This window comes from Chryseobacterium tongliaonense (genome assembly GCF_041224435.1).
Classification (GTDB): domain Bacteria; phylum Bacteroidota; class Bacteroidia; order Flavobacteriales; family Weeksellaceae; genus Chryseobacterium; species Chryseobacterium tongliaoense.
In genome coordinates, this window is sequence record NZ_JBGFFD010000010.1 from 25,181 (window position 1) to 42,483 (window position 17,303).

At 36.4% G+C, this 17,303-nt stretch carries 18 protein-coding genes; all 18 read left to right on the plus strand.

Annotated features, from left to right (window positions below):
* The first annotated feature begins 32 nt into the window (after positions 1 to 32).
* The 18 genes from AB8P06_RS17880 (at position 33) to lolB2 (ending at position 17,303) form a co-directional block, all read left to right on the plus strand.
* A complete protein-coding gene (locus AB8P06_RS17880; protein ID WP_369843599.1) occupies positions 33 to 3,710 on the plus strand; it encodes an MMPL family transporter in 3,678 nt (1,225 codons plus the stop codon).
* Positions 3,711 to 3,752: 42 nt separating this feature from the next.
* On the plus strand, positions 3,753 to 4,667 hold the full coding sequence (locus AB8P06_RS17885) for a dialkylrecorsinol condensing enzyme DarA (RefSeq protein WP_369843600.1): 915 nt from the start codon (positions 3,753 to 3,755) through the stop codon (positions 4,665 to 4,667).
* A gap of 1 nt (position 4,668) precedes the next feature.
* Complete coding sequence (darB, locus tag AB8P06_RS17890; RefSeq protein ID WP_369843601.1) at positions 4,669 to 5,808, plus strand: dialkylresorcinol biosynthesis protein DarB; 1,140 nt, start codon at positions 4,669 to 4,671, stop codon at positions 5,806 to 5,808.
* Positions 5,808 to 6,239 carry a hotdog family protein gene (locus tag AB8P06_RS17895; RefSeq protein ID WP_369843602.1) on the plus strand — a complete coding sequence of 144 codons (432 nt, stop codon included), beginning with the start codon at positions 5,808 to 5,810 and terminating at the stop codon, positions 6,237 to 6,239. The genes darB and AB8P06_RS17895 overlap by 1 nt, the downstream gene beginning before the upstream one ends.
* A 5-nt stretch (positions 6,240 to 6,244) precedes the next feature.
* Positions 6,245 to 6,688, plus strand: a complete 444-nt coding sequence (locus tag AB8P06_RS17900) for a hotdog family protein (protein ID WP_369843603.1) — start codon at positions 6,245 to 6,247, stop codon at positions 6,686 to 6,688.
* A 5-nt stretch (positions 6,689 to 6,693) separates the two neighbouring features.
* On the plus strand, positions 6,694 to 7,098 hold the full coding sequence (DarG, locus tag AB8P06_RS17905) for a flexirubin biosynthesis protein DarG (RefSeq protein ID WP_369843604.1): 405 nt from the start codon (positions 6,694 to 6,696) through the stop codon (positions 7,096 to 7,098).
* 60 nt (positions 7,099 to 7,158) lie between these two features.
* On the plus strand, positions 7,159 to 8,154 hold the full coding sequence (gene darH / locus AB8P06_RS17910) for a BtrH-related acyltransferase DarH (protein ID WP_369843605.1): 996 nt from the start codon (positions 7,159 to 7,161) through the stop codon (positions 8,152 to 8,154).
* Between the two features lies 1 nt (position 8,155).
* Positions 8,156 to 8,911 carry an ABC transporter ATP-binding protein gene (locus AB8P06_RS17915; protein ID WP_369843606.1) on the plus strand — a complete coding sequence of 252 codons (756 nt, stop codon included), beginning with the start codon at positions 8,156 to 8,158 and terminating at the stop codon, positions 8,909 to 8,911.
* Positions 8,898 to 10,166, plus strand: a complete 1,269-nt coding sequence (locus tag AB8P06_RS17920; RefSeq protein ID WP_369843607.1) for an ABC transporter permease — start codon at positions 8,898 to 8,900, stop codon at positions 10,164 to 10,166. Before AB8P06_RS17915 ends, AB8P06_RS17920 begins: the two co-directional genes overlap by 14 nt.
* A 35-nt stretch (positions 10,167 to 10,201) precedes the next feature.
* A complete protein-coding gene (locus AB8P06_RS17925) occupies positions 10,202 to 10,627 on the plus strand; it encodes an acyl-CoA thioesterase (protein ID WP_369843608.1) in 426 nt (141 codons plus the stop codon).
* Positions 10,627 to 11,769: a beta-ketoacyl synthase N-terminal-like domain-containing protein gene (locus tag AB8P06_RS17930; RefSeq protein WP_369843609.1), complete on the plus strand. Its 1,143-nt coding sequence runs from the start codon at positions 10,627 to 10,629 to the stop codon at positions 11,767 to 11,769. The genes AB8P06_RS17925 and AB8P06_RS17930 overlap by 1 nt, the downstream gene beginning before the upstream one ends.
* Positions 11,766 to 12,305, plus strand: a complete 540-nt coding sequence (locus AB8P06_RS17935; protein WP_369843610.1) for a 3-oxoacyl-ACP synthase — start codon at positions 11,766 to 11,768, stop codon at positions 12,303 to 12,305. The genes AB8P06_RS17930 and AB8P06_RS17935 overlap by 4 nt, the downstream gene beginning before the upstream one ends.
* A gap of 111 nt (positions 12,306 to 12,416) precedes the next feature.
* The gene (locus tag AB8P06_RS17940; protein WP_369843611.1) at positions 12,417 to 12,674 is read left to right on the plus strand and encodes a phosphopantetheine-binding protein; all 258 of its coding nucleotides are present in this window, start codon (positions 12,417 to 12,419) and stop codon (positions 12,672 to 12,674) included.
* An 81-nt stretch (positions 12,675 to 12,755) separates the two neighbouring features.
* Positions 12,756 to 13,955, plus strand: a complete 1,200-nt coding sequence (locus AB8P06_RS17945; protein WP_369843612.1) for a beta-ketoacyl-[acyl-carrier-protein] synthase family protein — start codon at positions 12,756 to 12,758, stop codon at positions 13,953 to 13,955.
* Positions 13,952 to 15,016: a beta-ketoacyl synthase N-terminal-like domain-containing protein gene (locus AB8P06_RS17950; RefSeq protein WP_369843613.1), complete on the plus strand. Its 1,065-nt coding sequence runs from the start codon at positions 13,952 to 13,954 to the stop codon at positions 15,014 to 15,016. Before AB8P06_RS17945 ends, AB8P06_RS17950 begins: the two co-directional genes overlap by 4 nt.
* A 310-nt stretch (positions 15,017 to 15,326) precedes the next feature.
* Positions 15,327 to 16,079 carry a polysaccharide deacetylase family protein gene (locus AB8P06_RS17955; protein ID WP_369843614.1) on the plus strand — a complete coding sequence of 251 codons (753 nt, stop codon included), beginning with the start codon at positions 15,327 to 15,329 and terminating at the stop codon, positions 16,077 to 16,079.
* The gene (lolA2, locus tag AB8P06_RS17960) at positions 16,076 to 16,702 is read left to right on the plus strand and encodes a flexirubin biosynthesis/transport protein LolA2 (protein ID WP_369843615.1); all 627 of its coding nucleotides are present in this window, start codon (positions 16,076 to 16,078) and stop codon (positions 16,700 to 16,702) included. Before AB8P06_RS17955 ends, lolA2 begins: the two co-directional genes overlap by 4 nt.
* Positions 16,668 to 17,303 carry a flexirubin biosynthesis protein LolB2 gene (gene lolB2 / locus AB8P06_RS17965; RefSeq protein WP_369843616.1) on the plus strand — a complete coding sequence of 212 codons (636 nt, stop codon included), beginning with the start codon at positions 16,668 to 16,670 and terminating at the stop codon, positions 17,301 to 17,303. The genes lolA2 and lolB2 overlap by 35 nt, the downstream gene beginning before the upstream one ends.

Below are 17,303 nucleotides of genomic sequence, written 5' to 3' on the forward strand. Positions count from 1 at the left end.
AAAGTTTTGATCTAATTCTTAAAAATTTAAATTTGCAAACTCGATTTTATAATGTAATGCATCGTTTTTTTATATTTTTATATTATCTGATTTCCAAAAACAGGCTCCTTTCTGTACTTGCTGCAGCAGGAATTGCCCTGTTATGCATTTTTTTTGCTTCAAAAATTAATTTCGAAGAAGATATCAATCAGATCATTCCTAAAAGCGAAAAATCCGATCTTACAGCAAAAGTTCTCAAACAACTTAACTTTTCAGATAAAATCATCGTTATTATAGAAAACAAATCCGCAGAAAACAATTTTCAGCTTTCTGAAACGGCTGATCGTTTTTTAGAGAACATCTCGCCGCTTAAGAAATACATCGGTTCTGTTCAGGGGAAAGTAAATGACAACGAGATTTCTGAGACTTTTGATTTTGTCAACCAAAACCTGCCTTTATTTCTGGATGAAAATGATTATCAGGAAATCAGCAGGAAGCTCCAAAAAGACAGCATTACAAAGCAAGTGGAAAACAACTATGTTTCATTGGTATCGCCAACGAGCCTCGTAACAAAAGAATTTATAAAAAAAGACCCGCTCGGGTTTACTTTTTTAGGGATAAAAAAACTGAACGCACTCAATATCAGTAAAGATTTCAGGCTTGAAGACAATTATATCGTTACAAAAGACGGCAAACATCTTTTACTCTTTATTGATCCTAAAAATAAAAGTAACGATACCAAAAACAATGAAGCTTTCGTAGATAAACTCAATGAGATAAAAGACGGCATCAACAAGCAGTTTAAAGGAAAAACAGAGTTAAGCTATTTCGGATCACCGGTTATTGCCGTAGCCAATGCCAAACAGATCAAAAAAGACATCCAGAATACCGTGATTATTTCAATGACGGTACTTTTGATTCTTTTAATTTATTATTTCAGAAATATTTTTACTCCGCTTATCATTTTCCTGCCTACTGTTTTTTCAGTCTTGCTGGCATTGCTGATCCTGTATTTTATTAAAGATAAAATTTCTGCCATTTCATTAAGTGTGGGCGCTATATTAATAGGAATCACCATAGATTATGCCCTGCATATTCTTACCCATTACAAGCACAACAACAATATTGAAGAGCTTTATAAAGAGATCACGCAGCCTATTATTCTAAGCAGTGCAACCACGGCAGTATCTTTTCTCTGCCTGATTTTTGTACGTTCGGAAGCTTTGAAGGATCTCGGTCTTTTTGCTTCAATAACCGTTATTTTATCTTCCATATCGGCTTTAATTATCGTACCTCAGCTTTATCATCCTAAAGAGAAAGAGGGAAAACCCAACACCAATTTTATTGATAAAATAGGTTCTTATCCTTACGAAAAAAACAAACCTCTGATCATAGGTTGTTCATTGGTGATCATTGCCTGCTTATTTGGCTTCAGGCATGTAGGTTTCAATGAAGATATCGGAGATTTAAATTATATCCCGAAAGATTTAAAGGTAAGTGAAGCCAAACTTCAGCAACTTTCCGATCTCACTTCAAAATCTATTTATACCATTTCTTACGGTAATTCCGAAGAGGAAGCCTTAGCCCGAAATTCTCAACTGAATCAGTTTCTCGAAAGAGAAAAGCAGCAGGGAAAAATTTTAAGCTACAATTCGCTGGGAAATGTCGTTTTATCAGAAAAGGACCAGCAGAAAAAGATTGAAATCTGGAAAAATTTCTGGGATACTCAGAAAAAAAACCAGACTATTTCCGAATTAATTGATATCGGAACTCAGTTTGGATTCAACAGTTCTGCCTTTGCCCAATTCAACGAGACTTTAAATAAAAATTACTCTACCCTGAGCCTTAAAGATTATGAAAAAGTAAAAGCTCTTCAGGTTTCGGAGTTTTTAAGTAATGAAAAAGGATTTTACACCGTTTCAAATATTGTAAAAGTAGATGAAAATAAAAGAAATGCCTTCATAAAAGATGTAGAGAAAAAACATGATGCCCTGGCAATAGACCGCCAGCAGATGAATGAAAACTTCCTGGGCTTATTGAAACGAGATTTCAACACGCTGATCAACTATTCATTACTGGCCATTATCCTTACCATTATTATCTTTTTCAGAAATTTTGAACTGACTGTCCTTACCATGTTCCCGATTGTTTTAACCGGAGTTGTAACGGCAGGTATTCTGTATTTTTTAGGATTAGAATTAAATATTTTCAGTACAGTGGTCTGTACATTGATTTTCGGAGTTGGTGACGATTTCAGTATATTTCTTACAAAAGCCATGCAGAAAGAGCATACGACAGGAAAAAACGAACTTCCTACCTACAGGATTTCGATTATTTTAGCGGTTTTCACAACAATACTTTCGATCGGCTCTTTAATTTTTGCCAAACACCCGGCTTTACATTCCCTGGCTTTGGTTGCTTTAATAGGAATGTTCTCCGTTATTATTATCACCTCTACCTTATATCCTTTCTGGTTCAGGCTTTTAATTACCAACCGGGCAAAAAAAGGACTTTCACCCATTACATTCAGATTATTTGTTCGCTCTGTCCTGTCATTCTTATATTATGGTTTAGGCGGAATTTTCTTTTCTTTTTTCGGACATTTCTTTGTAAGAAAGGCCAAAGGAAGAACTTTGGATACGATAAAAAAGTGCATCGCTTTATTTTTAAAATCGGTTTTGCACATCACTCCGTTTGTAAAGAAAACCATTATTAGAAACCCTGAAGAAGATTTCAGCAAACCTTCTGTGATTATTGCCAATCATACCTCTTTCCTGGATACTCTGGCTCTTGCCATGGCAACCCATAAGATCGTGTATTTAGTCAATGACTGGGTATATGATTCCCCGGTATTCGGAAAACTGGTAAAAGCTTTAGGTTTCTTCCCTGTTTCCCAGGGCATAGAAAACGGAATGTCTCAACTCAAAGAAAAAATAAATGAGGGCTATTCTTTAATGATATTTCCAGAAGCAGAGCGTTCTTACAGCAACGATATCAAAAGATTCCATAAAGGCGCTTTTTATATTGCTGAAGAATTTGGTCTTGATGTGGTTCCCGTTTATATACACGGAAATTCAGAAGTATTGCCGAAGGGAGATTTTGTTATTTATGACGGAAGCATTACGGTAAAAGTAGGAGACAGGATTCATAAAGACGATCTTAAATTCGGGAAAACATATTCCGAAAGGACAAAAAAGATCAATGCATATTTCCGGGAAGAATTTGCAAAACTCAGAAATGAGATAGAAGATGAGAATTATTTTAAGAAGAAACTTTTCTTAAGCTTTCTTTACAAAGAAACTGAAGTCGTACAACAGGTAAAAGAAGATTTCAAAACCAATAAATCTGTCTATTTTGAACTGAACAAGCATATTCCTAAAGATGCGACCATTCTTCATATTGCAGACGATTACGGGCAGACAGATGTTTTACTCACCTTACAACAGGCCGGCAGAAAAATATTCAGCTTAATCGCTGATCCCGAAAAAAGAGAAATTGCAGCACAAAGCTATATAGTCAAAAGAAGAAAGATCAGTTATATAAAAGATATTTCAGAGCCGGGCAAAGAAATCAATGTGCTTCTGGTCTCAGATGAAAGCTACGACATCAGTAGAATACCGGATCTTCCTGAAATCATCATTTTCATGAATATTAAAAATAATTCATTTAACAATGATGATTATATAGTAGAATTTAGTTCAGAATCATTAAAAATATTTAAGACTCCATAATAAATATGAAAAGCATATTTTTGTAAACGCTAAAAAATAGTAATGAAAAAAAACATACTGGTTATATATTACTCACAAACCGGACAGCTGGAAGATATTGTGAAGAATGTGGCTAAACCTTTTGAAGCAAAAAAGGATGAATATGACGTTACCTATTACAATATTCAGTTAAAGGAAGACTTTGCTTTTCCCTGGTCGAGTGATGTTTTTTTCAATACATTTCCGGAATCTTACCTTCAGATCCCAAGTGAAATTCTTCCGCCACCGGAGGAGGTATTGATTAAAAAATTTGATCTGATTATATTCGGATATCAGGTTTGGTATTTAACACCATCTATTCCGATCATTTCATTTTTGAAGAGCAGCTATGCGGAAGGCATTTTGAAAGATACTCCCGTTGTCACCATTTCCGGAACAAGAAATATGTGGATGCTTTCTCAGGAAAAATTAAAAGTTTATCTGAGAGACCTTAAGGCAAAACTGGTTGGAAATATCGCTTTGGTAGACCGCCATGATAATTATACAAGTGTACTGACCATCCTTCGCTGGATGACAACAGGGCAGAAAGAGAAATCAGGAATGCTGCCGGCTGCCGGAGTATCCGATGAAGAAATCACCGGATCCGTAAAATATGGTACGATCATTGAAAAACATTTCAGTAATAATGATTTGAATAATCTTCAGCCGGAGCTGGTAAAAAACGGAGCTGTTGAAATCAGGCCCTTCCTGGTAAGAGTGGAAAAAGTAGGGAATAAAATTTTCACAGTTTGGTCAAATCTGATTATCAAGAAAAAAGAGAAGCGACCATTGCTGATAAAATTCTTTAAGGTATATTTGATGGCAGCGATATGGATTATATCACCCGTAGTTTTAGTACTACACTTGCTCACAACACCAATTTTTTGGTTTAAAAGAAAAAAACAGGAAAAATATTTACAAGGAATTAATTTAAAATAGAATGAACGACGTATTTATAACAAAAGCATCAACATACCTGCCCAATGAACCGGTTTCTAATGATGAAATGGAAACGTATCTTGGTTATATAAACGGCGCTCCGTCAAAGGCTAAAGCTATAATTTTAAGAAACAATAAGATTACAACGAGATATTACGCTCTAGACAAAGAAGGAAAACCAACCCATACCAACGCACAGATCACGGCTAAAGCTGTAGAAGGACTTTTTGATGAGAATTTCAGAAAAGAAGATATGGAATTACTGTCCGTAGGAACCACTTCTCCGGATCAGATGCAGCCTTCCCATGCGTCAATGGTTCACGGTGAATTAAACGTTGGAAAATCCATAGCGATCAATACCTCAACCGGCCTTTGTAACTCAGGGATGAATGCGTTGAATTACGGGTTTCTATCCGTAAAAGCAGGTGTTCATAAGCATGCAGTATGTGCAGGATCTGAAAGAATGTCTGCCTGGATGACTGCCGATAAATTCAACCATGAAGCAGAAAATTTAATCCTGCTGGAAGAAAGACCTATTATCGCTTTCAAAAGAGAATTTCTGAGATGGATGCTTTCCGATGGTGCAGGAGCTTTTTTACTGGAAAACAAACCGAGAGAGAATGAAGTTTCTTTAAAGATTGAATTCATTGATTTCTACTCTTATTCTCACGAAATTGAAGCCTGTATGTATGCCGGTTGTGAGAAACAGGAAGACGGAAGTTTACAATCATGGGCAGATTATCCGTCTGACGAGTGGCTAAAGCAATCTATCTTTGCTTTAAAACAAGATACAAAACTTTTAGATAAATATATTCTGGTAAAAGGTGCCGAAAGCTTAAGAGCATCTTTTGATAAGCACAATTTAGACCCTGAAAAAATAGATCATGTTTTGGCACATATTTCTTCAGGTTACTTTAAAGAAGGTTTAAAAGACGAATTTGCCAAAAAAGGAATGGATTTCCCTTGGGAAAAATGGTTCTACAATCTTTCGGAGGTCGGAAACATTGGTGCCGGATCTATCTTCATTGCCTTGGAGCAATTAATGAATTCAGGGAAGCTGAAAAAAGGAGAAAAAGTACTTCTTTGCGTTCCCGAAAGTGGAAGATTTGCGTATTCTTGTGCATTACTAACTGTTTGCTAATGGAAATTAAACTCCCTACATCAGACAAAAATTTTGTAGAAAGCCTTATTCCGCAAAGATTTCCTTTTGTAATGGTAGATGAAGTTTCAGATTATTCTGAAAATCACCTGATATCAGGATTCAAAATACAGGAAGATAATATTTTTGTTCATAACGGAATTTTTCAGGCTTCCGGATTAATCGAGCATCAGGCTCAGAGTGTAGCTTTACACACCGGATACAAATATTATCTGCTGGGTAAGGAAGCTCCTACCGGATATATTGGTGCCATTAAATCTTTTGAGACGGAAACCCTGCCGAAAGCAGGAGACCAGTTGAAATCGGAAGTTACCATTATCAATGAAGTAATGGGAGTTACCCTGGTGAACATCATTACTAAAATGAATGATGAAACCATTGCAAGTTCCCAGATGAAAACCGTTGTAAAATAATTTTAATGGAAATTAAGGAAGACAATATCATCAATATACATCAGTTTTTACCCCATCGCGCTCCGATGCTGATGACAGATTATATATTGGAACTCACCAAAGAAAAAGTTGTTACTTCCTTTGAAATCCTTCAGGATAATATTTTTGTTCACCAGAATGAATTTGCTGAAGCAGGTTTGATCGAAAATTTAGCCCAGACCTGCTCGTCAATTCTCGGGCAAAGTTTCTTTGAAAATCCTGAAGCCGACACCAAGGTGATTGGGTTCATTACCAACATCAAGAAGATTGAAATTTTTTCGTTACCGAAAGCGGGCGATAAGATCATTTCAAAAGCATCCCTGATCTCTCAATACGAAAATATCTGTCATATCTTTTGTGAAACCTTCAACCGGGATGAATTATTAATCAGAGCTGAAATTAATTTGTTTATTCAGGAAATAAAACAATAATACAGATGAAAAAGCAAAACCTTCCTCAGGATGAAAGCAATCTGAAATCAGCAAACATGACAGAAATACTGTATGTTACTGATGAAAACGACAACTACACCACAGCAAACAGCATCGGATGGGACGCTAAAAAAGCAGCTCTGGATGAATCGATGGAGCTCATCAATGAAAGAATAGAAGAAGCCAGACAAAATGTTGCCAACCACACCGTAAGTCCTGTTATCTATTTTATGGAACTGAATAAAATGGACCTAAGTGTGCTTGCCTCTTACGTAGGAATGTGGCAATGGCGGGTAAAAAGACACACCAAACCAAAAATATTTAAAACACTGAGCGATACTGTGCTGAAAAAATATGCCGATGCATTTGGAATCACAGTGACAGAATTAAAAAATTTCGACGGAAAATGATGAAATGAAGCATACATCCATGCAGCATTCCTCGCTCCCCGGAAAAACAAAAATGTACCGATGAAACTGAACTTTGAACATCACCAGACCGCACATTGTGAAAATGGTGTTGCCTCCAATTTATTACGCTATAAGGGTTTAAAATTAAGTGAACCTATGATCTTCGGAATCGGTTCCGGACTATTTTTCGTATACCTTCCTTTTCTGAAAGTGAATTTCGCTCCCGGATTCAGCTATCGCCCGATGCCCGGCGCTATTTTCAGTAAAGCAGCCAAAAGATTGGGAATTAAAATCAAAAGACAAAAATTTTCAAATCCTAAAGATGCGCAGACCGCATTAGAAAGAAATCTGGAAAATAATATACCAACGGGTTTGCAGGTAGGCGTTTTTAACCTTACTTACTTTCCTGAAGAATACAAATTCCACTTCAATGCCCACAATCTTGTGGTGTACGGAAAAGAAGACGGCAGATTCCTGATCAGTGATCCTGTGATGGATTATGTGACCTCTCTTTCCGAAGCAGAACTGGAAAAAGTGCGATATGCCAAAGGTGCCCTGCCTCCTAAAGGACATATGTACTATCCTATCTATGTTCCCGAAAACGTAGACCTGGAAGGGGCCATTAAAAAAGGAATCCATGATACCTGCAAAAATATGCTGGCTCCCGTTCCTCTTATCGGAGTGAAAGCAATGCGTTGGGTCGCAAAAAGCATCCCGAAATGGGCTGAGAAAAAAGGAACCAAAGTGACCAATCACTATTTAGGACAACTCATAAGAATGCAGGAGGAGATCGGAACCGGCGGTGGCGGTTTCAGATTTATTTATGGAGCCTTTTTACAGGAAGCCGCAGAAATCCTTAAGAATGACCAACTCAAAGAACTATCCAAAGAAATCACATCAATCGGTGACCTTTGGAGAGACTTTGCCGTAGATATTGCCAGAGTTTATAAAAACAGAAATTCAAAAAGTAATATTTACCAGGAACTGTCAAAATCGATGCTTCATCTTGCCGATCTGGAAGAAGCTTTCTATAAAAAACTTAAAAAAGCGATTTAAGGTGGATCATATCATTGAAATAAAAAACCTGTATAAAAAATACAAGAACGCAGAAGAATTTTCTGTCAATGATATCTCGTTGAATATTGAAAAAAATGAAATCTATGGAATTCTGGGACCCAACGGCGCCGGAAAAACCACTTTGATTTCCATGCTTTCGGGACTGATAAAACCCACTTCCGGCCAATTCAAAATCAACGGATTATCTCCACAGAAGCACAGCTTTAAAATAAAGCAGATCATCGGAATTGTTCCACAGGAATACGCACTTTATCCGACTCTTACTGCTAAAGAAAATCTGCTGTTTTTCGGAAGCTTATATGGTTTAAAACATAAAAACCTCCATAAAACCATTAACGAATCGCTGGAAATCATGGGCCTGTCAAAATTTGCAGATAAAAAAGTGGAACAGTTTTCTGGCGGAATGAAACGCCGCTGTAATCTTATCGCAGGAACATTGCACAATCCTAAAGTCCTTTTCCTGGATGAGCCAACCGTAGGCGTTGACGTACAGTCTAAAAAAGTGATCATTGATTTCCTGCAGGAGCTCAATAAAAACGGAACGTGTATTATTTATACTTCCCACCATCTTTCGGAAGCGGAAGAATTCTGTACCAAAATTGCCATTATCGATAAAGGAAAAATCCATGCGGTAGGTACACCTGAAGAACTTGTTTCTCAGATTGCCAGTGCAGAAAACCTGGAAGACGTTTTCATTTCATTAACCGGAAAAGAATTAAGAGATGTTGTTGTATAAATTGTGGAGAAGCTTTATCAAGGAAATCCTTTTATTAAAAAGAGATATCGGTGGGATCGTCATTATTTTCGTAATGCCTTTACTGCTGATTGTAACGATTACTTTAATTCAGGATTCCACATTCAAAAACCTTGAAGGATCAAAAATTCCGATCATTTTTATTGATAAGGATAAGTCTGAAGTGGCAAAAAGCATAAAAAAAGAACTGGAAAACAGCAAAACATTCCAGTTACTGACGAATTTCAATGAAAAATCGGCTCAAGATGCCGTTTTTTCAGGAGATTATCAGATGGCTATTGTGATTCCCGAAAACTTAACGAAAGATCTCAATTCCAATATCGATTCCAAAGTACAGACGATTGTGAGCTCGTTTGGAATAGAAACCGACTCTGCAGCAGTTAAGAAAACAGTTTCAAAAACCAAGGAAATTCATTTGTATTTTGACCCTGCAACCAATGCCGGATTCAAAAATTCTGTAATGAATTCCGTGAATAAAATGGTCTTTGAAATTGAAAACAAAAAGATTTACAAAGCTTTCCAGGATCAGCTTGGGACTACAGACAATCTTGAAGAAAATAAAAATTTAATCAGCTTTAAAGAAATCACCCCTAAAAAAGGAGCCGCCGAAATCATGCCGAATTCAGTGCAGCATAATGTTCCGGCATGGGCACTTTTTGCCATCTTCTTTATTGTTGTTCCGCTTTCCATTAATCTGGTGAAAGAAAAAAGCCAGGGCACCAGTGTAAGGGTCAGAATAAGTCCTACACCATATTATATTCATATTCTGGGAAAAACATTTACTTATCTTATCATCTGCATCATTCAGTTTTTATTGATGGTTGCCGTAGGAATCTACCTTTTTCCTTATATGGATTTACCGCAGTTTGATGTTACCGGAAAAATGTTCCATTTAATTGTAGTTACTGTTTTTGCCGGATTGGCAGCAATCGGTTTTGGGGTTTTATTGGGAACTTTAGCAGATACCCAGGAACAGTCTGCCCCTTTTGGAGCGACTTCCGTTGTTGTTCTTGCAGCGATCGGAGGAATTTGGGTTCCGGTATTCCTAATGCCCGAATTTATGCAGCATGTTGCCAAATTCTCCCCAATGAACTGGGGTCTGAATGCTTATTACGATATCATCCTCAGAGACAGTGGAATTGGAGGAATAGCCAAAGAACTGGCTTTATTATTTTTATTTTATCTTGTTATGGTAACCATTTCCATTTTTTACGAAAGAAAACTCCATAATATTTAACCTAACAAGTAAAATACACATCAGAAGAAAACAAAATGCAGTCTAAAAAGAAAATAATACAATGTTCTGAAGAAGTCAGGGTAAGATTTAATGAAACAGATCCTTTGGGAATTGTCTGGCACGGACATTATATTGTCTATTTTGAAGACGGAAGAGAAGCTTTCGGAAGACAGCACGGGCTTACTTATCTCGATATTCAGAATGCCGGATTTGTAACCCCGATCGTAAAAAGCACCTGTGAACATTTTCTGCCTTTAAAATATGGCGAAACCTTCAGAATTGTAACGACTTTTGTCAACTCAACCTCTGCCAAGCTGATCTATAAATACGAGATTTTCAATCAGGATAACAAGTTGGTCTGCAGTGGAGAAACCATCCAGGTATTTTTAGATTCCAACGGAAACTTATGTCTGTATAATCCTGAGTTTTTTCAAACCTGGAAAGATAAAATGGGATTATAATGAAGCAGGAAATTTATATTACAGATTATAACTGCGTCACTCCTTTAGGATTTGATGTTACTTCCAATTGGAATGCATTATTAAAAGGTGAATCCGGTGTAGCAAAACATAAAATCATTGAAAATCAGAATGCTTTTTACACATCTGTGATTGATACTGAACAACTGGAAAAAGAATTCAGCCGGAATTTTAATCATCAGGATTTTACCCGTCTGGAAAAAATGCTGCTGTTAAGTTTAAAACCTTTAGTGGAAAAACATAACATCACAGATGAGACAGCATTCATTCTTTCGACTACAAAAGGGAATATCAGTCTGCTGAAAAATCAAACCGCATTACCGGAAGGCGTTTATCTTTCTTCCCTTGCTCAAAAAATTGGTGATTTTTTCGGATTTAAAACAAAACCTATTGTAGTTTCCAATGCCTGTGTTTCAGGAGTAATGGCAATTTCGGTTGCAAAAAACATGATTCAGGCAGGGAAATATAAAGATGCCTTTGTTATCGCCGGAGATGAAATATCAGAGTTTGTCATTTCCGGATTCAATTCATTTCAGGCTATCGGCAGCGAGCCATGCAAACCTTACGACAAAAACCGTAACGGAATTAATATTGGTGAAGCAGCAGCAGCAGTATATATTACTTCAACACCTGAAAATGAAAAATTCAGGTTTAAAGTTTCAGGCGACTCGGCCATCAACGATGCCAATCATATTTCCGGCCCGTCAAGAACCGGCGACGGATTGTATGCAAGTATTAAAAACGCGATGACAGAAGCCCGTGTTTCAGCAGAGCAGATCGATTTTATTTCTGCCCACGGAACGGCAACTTTATATAATGACGAAATGGAAGCAATTGCTTTCAACAGAATGGAGCTTCAAAATGTACCTTTAAACAGCATGAAAGGATATTACGGCCATTGTTTAGGAGCTTCAGGATTATTAGAAAGTATTATTTCTATGGAATCTGCTTTAAACAACACCTTGATTCCATCTAAAAACTTTAAAGAAACGGGAACCTCCCAACCTTTAAATATTATAAAAGAAAACCAACCTGCGGAAATCAAATATATTTTGAAGACTGCTTCAGGCTTTGGTGGGTGTAATGCGGCAATTGTTTTGGAAAATGTTAAAATGGAATCATGAAGAAAACAGACCTTTGCACCATAGAAAATTCAAAAATAACAGTCAATGAAGAGGTTATTTTTGAAAGCCAAACAGAATCCTTCTCAGATTTTGCAAAAGAAGCCTATAAAGCTTTAGAACTTAATTATCCTAAATTTCATAAAATGGATAACCTGAGTAAGTTGGCTTTTCTTGCTGCAGAAATGCTTCTGAAAGATAAGGACAACAACGGAACGGCATTGGTATTCGCCAACAAATCATCCAGTCTGGACACGGATTTCAGATATCAGGAAAGTATTAATTCCCTGGAAAGTTTTTTTCCGAGCCCGGCAGTTTTCGTGTACACTTTACCCAATATCTGCGTAGGTGAGATCAGCATCAGGCATCAGATGCAGACAGAAAATGCCTTTTTTGTTCTGGATGAGTTTGATGAGAAATTTTTAAACGACTATTCCCAACAGATTTTACAGTCCAGAAAAGCCGAAAAGGTATTATGCGGCTGGGTAGAACTCTATCAGGAAAGTTATAAAGCTTTTGTATATTTGCTAACCTTATAAAAAATGTAACACTATATATCAATGTCCCGGTTTATCAATTATAAAAGCATTTCAATTATTGTTACATTGTTATACTGATACACTGGTACATTATTAAAGAAATTAATATTTATGGAAAACTTAAAAACCGAATTAAAACACAAAATTATTGAAGTCCTTAATCTTGAGGATGTTTCTGCTGATGAAATTAAAGATACGGATCCTTTATTTGGTGGTGGATTAGGTTTAGATTCTATTGACGCTTTAGAACTGATCGTTCTTCTTGATAAAGATTATGGAATCAAATTATCCGATCCTAAAAAAGGAAAAGAAATTTTCGCATCAATCGATACCATGGCGAAATTCATTGAAGAAAACAGAACAAAATAAATTAATATACCAATGTAGTAATCTAACAGTCTGGCAATTGGTAAACTGTCAGATTACTGCATCGTTACATTATAAAATAAAATGGGTCAAAAAATTGCCATAACAGGAATGGGCATCATTTCTTCCATTGGAAACAATGTGGAGGAAAATTTTATTTCGCTTAAATCCGGCAAACACGGTATTTCAGATATTCAGATGTTTGAGACCCGCCATGCAGGAACAATAAAAACAGGTGAGATAAAAAAATCTAATGAAGAACTTGTACAACAGCTTCAGCTTGATGAAGACAACAATGTCACAAGAACCACTTTATTGGGAATGGTTGCCGCAAAAGAAGCCCTGGAAAATGCCGGGATTTCGGATATCAACGAATACAAAACCGGATTGATTTCCTCGACCAGCGTAGGTGGAATGGATGTCACTGAAAAGTATTTCTACTCTTACGAAGACTTTCCTGAAAAGCAAAAATATATTGACGCTCATGATGCCGGAAACTCATCCTTAGCCATTGCAGATTTTCTGGGGTTAAAAGGAATGGTTTCTACCATCAGCACAGCCTGCTCATCCGCTGCCAATGCCATTATGATTGGCGCAAAACTGATTAAAAACGGAGTTTTAGACCGTGTGATCGTGGGTGGTACAGATTCGCTTTCAAAATTTACTTTGAATGGCTTTAATACCCTGATGATCCTCACAGATTCTTACAATACTCCTTTTGACAATAACAGAAAAGGATTAAACTTAGGTGAAGCTGCCGCTTTCTTAGTACTTGAATCTGATGAGGTGGTAAAGAAAGAAAATAAAAAAGTTTTAGGTTACCTTTCCGGATATGGAAATGCCAATGATGCCCATCATCAGACGGCTTCCTCAGAAAACGGGCAAGGAGCTTACTTAGCGATGCAACAGGCTTTAAAAATTTCCGGGCTTCAAAAAGAAGATATTGATTATATTAATGTTCACGGAACGGCAACTCCTAATAATGATCTTTCTGAAGGAATTGCGATGATCAGGATCTTTGGAGAAAATAAAGTCCCGGAATTCAGCTCTACAAAGGCATTTACAGGTCATACTCTGGCTGCGGCTGCAGGAATTGAAGCTGTTTACTCAATCCTGGCCCTGCAACATAATATCATTTTCCCGAATCTGAATTTTAAAACCCGGATGGAAGAATTTGATCTGATACCTGTTACAGAACTGAAAGAGAAAAATATCCATCATGTGCTTTCCAACTCATTTGGATTTGGAGGGAATTGTTCAACATTAATTTTCTCTAAATCATGAATGCAGTCTACATCAACAGTGCATCCTGCATTTCCGCTCAGGACACTTTAAATGAAAATCTGTTCCAGAATCTGAAACCTCAAAACGGGATTTCGATTATAAAAGCTATTGATCCCAATTACAAGGAATTCATTCCGCCTGCGATGATCAGGAGAATGTCTAAAACCGTAAAAATGAGCTCCGTAGCGTCCCAGTATGCTTTAAAAGAAGCCGGAATTGAAAAGCCGGATGCGATTATCGTAGGCACCGGAATGGGCTGTTCGCAAGATTCTGAAAAGTTTTTAAAAAATGTGATTGATAATAGTGAAGAGTTTCTGACTCCGACTTATTTTATTCAATCTACCCATAATACCGTTGCCGGGCAGATCGCTTTAGGTCTTCAATGTCATGCTTATAATTTCACTTACGTAAATACCTCATCCTCACTGGAATTTTCCATGCTGGATGCAAAGCTTCAGATCAACGATGAAGAGTCTGAGAATGTTCTGGTAGGCTCTACCGATGAGCAGACCGATAGAACAATGGAGCTTTATCAGCTGAACAACACCATCAAAAAAACAGAAGATCTACCTTGTGACTTTCTGAATTCAAAAACAGAAGGTGTTATCTGGGGTGAAGGCTCAAGCTTCTTCGTTTTAGGAAAAAATAAAACAGAAGATTCCTATGCCCAATTAAATGATATCCGAATCAGTAACAGATTGGAAACAGAAAAAGTTCAAAGTTTTATTGAAGATTTTCTGGCGAAAAACAATCTTACATCCCATGATATTGACGCCGTAATTCTGGGTTTCAGTGGAGATTCAGAATCTGATGGTTATTATAAAAAAGCAATGGATGTATTTCCGGATTCAGCTTTATTGTATTATAAACATCTGAGTGGTGAATTTAATACGGCAAGCGGTTTTTCAACTTTTATGGCTTGTCATATCCTTAAAAGTCAACAGATTCCTGAAGTCATGATGATCAATTCAACAAAGAAAGAAAACATTAAAAATGTGCTTCTTTATAATCACCTGTTGGGAAATGATCACAGTTTGGTGTTGTTAGGGAAAGTTAAATAGAACGGCTGAAAGGCGAAATCGCTGATTTGTAAAACTGTAAAATCGCTTAAAAAATTAATGACTAGATTTTTAAACATTAAGAATCATTTTAGAAGTTAAGAATATTAAGATCAGGTTCCATAAATCGCTAAATTGCAGACCAAAGTTTGTCTAGTATTTTGACAAAAGAGGACGGCCTTAATTATCTTAATAGCTTAAAAGAAACTTAATGGTTAGCTTTTTAAAACATTAAGAATCACTTTAGAAGTTAAGAATATTAAGATTAGACTCTACGTTATACTTTGTTTTTTCAAATTCAAATCATAAAAAGATGAAACATTATCCATTCATTTTCTTCTATCTTTTCTGCAACGTATTTATTTATGCGTTTCAGGGGAGTCTTTGGGTTTATGTATTTTGTTTTCTGGCTTTTTCAGCTGTTGTGGTCTGGGGGTCTTTTGATATTGAACTCGGATATTTTGTCAACAGCGTTACCCATAAAAGAACGAAGACTAAAGAAGTCGCCCTTACTTTTGATGACGGCCCGAATGAATTTACACCGAAATTTTTAGATCTGCTTCGGGAACACGAGATCAAAGCAACGTTTTTCTGCATCGGAAAACAGATTGAAAAATACCCTGAAACTTTTGCAAGGATCATTAAAGAAGGCCATACCATTGGAAACCATACATTTTCTCATTCAAACAATACCGGATTTTTATCTACTCCGAAAATGATTGCGGAAATTGAAAAATGTGACGAAATAATATTCAAAACCGGAAATATTAAAACTGATTTATACAGGCCGCCTTTCGGTGTTACCAATCCAAATATTGCAAAAGCCATCAGAAAAACGGATAAAAAAAGTATCGGCTGGAATATCCGTTCGCTGGATACCGTAATCGACGATGAAAAGAAGATCTACAAAAGAGTGACCGGAAAAATAAAACCCGGAGGCATCATTCTTCTGCATGACACTTCAGAAAAGACGTACCAAGTGTTGGTAGATTTATTGCTATTTTTGAAGGATAAAAATTACTCGACTTTTACCATCGATTCAATTATAAATTTAAAGAAAAAATGATTAAACATATAGCTCTCGGAGCATTTTTACTGGTTTCCGGTTTCTTTTTTGCACAAAATACGGCAATGAGCGGAGCGGAAGCAAAGGCTTTTGTAACTAAAGTTTCTTCGGAAACCAAAGAGATCAAAACCCTGCAAAGTGATTTTACCCAAACCAAAAAACTGGATTTTCTGGATAAAAGTATTGTTACTTACGGGAAAATGTCTTTAAAATCACCCAATACATTAAGCTGGAGGTACACAAAACCTTATCAGTACAGCATTGTTTTTAAAGAGAATAAGATTTTCATTAACGATCAGGGGAAAAAATCTTCTGTGGATGCCAAGAGCAAAACATTTGAAAAGATCAATAAGCTGATTGTAGGAAGCTCAAACGGGAAAATGTTTAATGATCCTGAATTTACCGTAACTTATTTTAAAAGTTCGGGTTATAACATCGCTAAGTTTATCCCGAAATCTTCCCAATTATTAAAATATATCAAACAGATCGAACTGAGTTTTCCTAAAGGCCAGTCTACGGTTTCACAAGTCAATATGACGGAGGCATCCGGAGACACTACCAATATTGTTTTCAAAAATACAAAGATCAATGCGCCCATCCCTGCTTCAGAGTTTTCTTTATAGTTTTCTTCTTTTGAGTCTGGTTTCCTGTAAAACTTATCAGCTCACGGAGGCAACGCCAGTTTCAAGCTCTGAGAAAACCGTTGAAAACCTTTATTTTTCGTCTGATGAAGATTACGTTTATAAATGCCAGATGGATATTTATAAAAATCATATAAGCGGAATTTTGATCATCAAAAAGCTGAATGATACGACGCACCGTGTCGCATTAACTTCTGATTTCGGAAACAAGCTGATCGATTTTGAGATTTCCGATACTGATTTTAAGCTTAACTATGTTCTTCCCGATCTGGATAAAAAAATCGTTATCAATTTTTTAAGAAACGATTTTCAACAGCTTTTGAAGCAGAAATATCCTGTGACCGGAAGCTTTGAAAATACCCATTCTAAAATTTATCTTTCAGAGATTGATAAAAGAAAATATTATCTGTTCTTCAATAAGAAAAACGGGTTGCTTCATCAGCTGATTTACACCAAAAATAATAAGGAAAAAATCGATTTCAGTTTTGAAGCAAAAAAACATATCTTCGCGGATAGTGTAAATCTTCAGCACAAAGATTTTAAAATCAATATAAAACTATTTCAAATAACCGAAACCGAATAA

Excerpts from the sequence above, each read along its gene's own strand:
- AB8P06_RS17950 (WP_369843613.1), top strand. The coding sequence starts at position 13,952 with ATGAATGCAGTCTACATCAACAGTGCATCCTGCATTTCCGCTCAGGAC.
- AB8P06_RS17945 (WP_369843612.1), top strand. The coding sequence starts at position 12,756 with ATGGGTCAAAAAATTGCCATAACAGGAATGGGCATCATTTCTTCCATT.
- AB8P06_RS17940 (WP_369843611.1), top strand. The coding sequence starts at position 12,417 with ATGGAAAACTTAAAAACCGAATTAAAACACAAAATTATTGAAGTCCTT.
- AB8P06_RS17885 (WP_369843600.1), top strand. The coding sequence starts at position 3,753 with ATGAAAAAAAACATACTGGTTATATATTACTCACAAACCGGACAGCTG.
- darH (WP_369843605.1), top strand. The coding sequence starts at position 7,159 with ATGAAACTGAACTTTGAACATCACCAGACCGCACATTGTGAAAATGGT.
- lolA2 (WP_369843615.1), top strand. The coding sequence starts at position 16,076 with ATGATTAAACATATAGCTCTCGGAGCATTTTTACTGGTTTCCGGTTTC.
- DarG (WP_369843604.1), top strand. The coding sequence starts at position 6,694 with ATGAAAAAGCAAAACCTTCCTCAGGATGAAAGCAATCTGAAATCAGCA.
- AB8P06_RS17935 (WP_369843610.1), top strand. The coding sequence starts at position 11,766 with ATGAAGAAAACAGACCTTTGCACCATAGAAAATTCAAAAATAACAGTC.
- AB8P06_RS17895 (WP_369843602.1), top strand. The coding sequence starts at position 5,808 with ATGGAAATTAAACTCCCTACATCAGACAAAAATTTTGTAGAAAGCCTT.
- darB (WP_369843601.1), top strand. The coding sequence starts at position 4,669 with ATGAACGACGTATTTATAACAAAAGCATCAACATACCTGCCCAATGAA.
- AB8P06_RS17920 (WP_369843607.1), top strand. The coding sequence starts at position 8,898 with ATGTTGTTGTATAAATTGTGGAGAAGCTTTATCAAGGAAATCCTTTTA.
- AB8P06_RS17900 (WP_369843603.1), top strand. The coding sequence starts at position 6,245 with ATGGAAATTAAGGAAGACAATATCATCAATATACATCAGTTTTTACCC.
- AB8P06_RS17930 (WP_369843609.1), top strand. The coding sequence starts at position 10,627 with ATGAAGCAGGAAATTTATATTACAGATTATAACTGCGTCACTCCTTTA.
- AB8P06_RS17955 (WP_369843614.1), top strand. The coding sequence starts at position 15,327 with ATGAAACATTATCCATTCATTTTCTTCTATCTTTTCTGCAACGTATTT.
- lolB2 (WP_369843616.1), top strand. The coding sequence starts at position 16,668 with ATGCGCCCATCCCTGCTTCAGAGTTTTCTTTATAGTTTTCTTCTTTTG.
- AB8P06_RS17925 (WP_369843608.1), top strand. The coding sequence starts at position 10,202 with ATGCAGTCTAAAAAGAAAATAATACAATGTTCTGAAGAAGTCAGGGTA.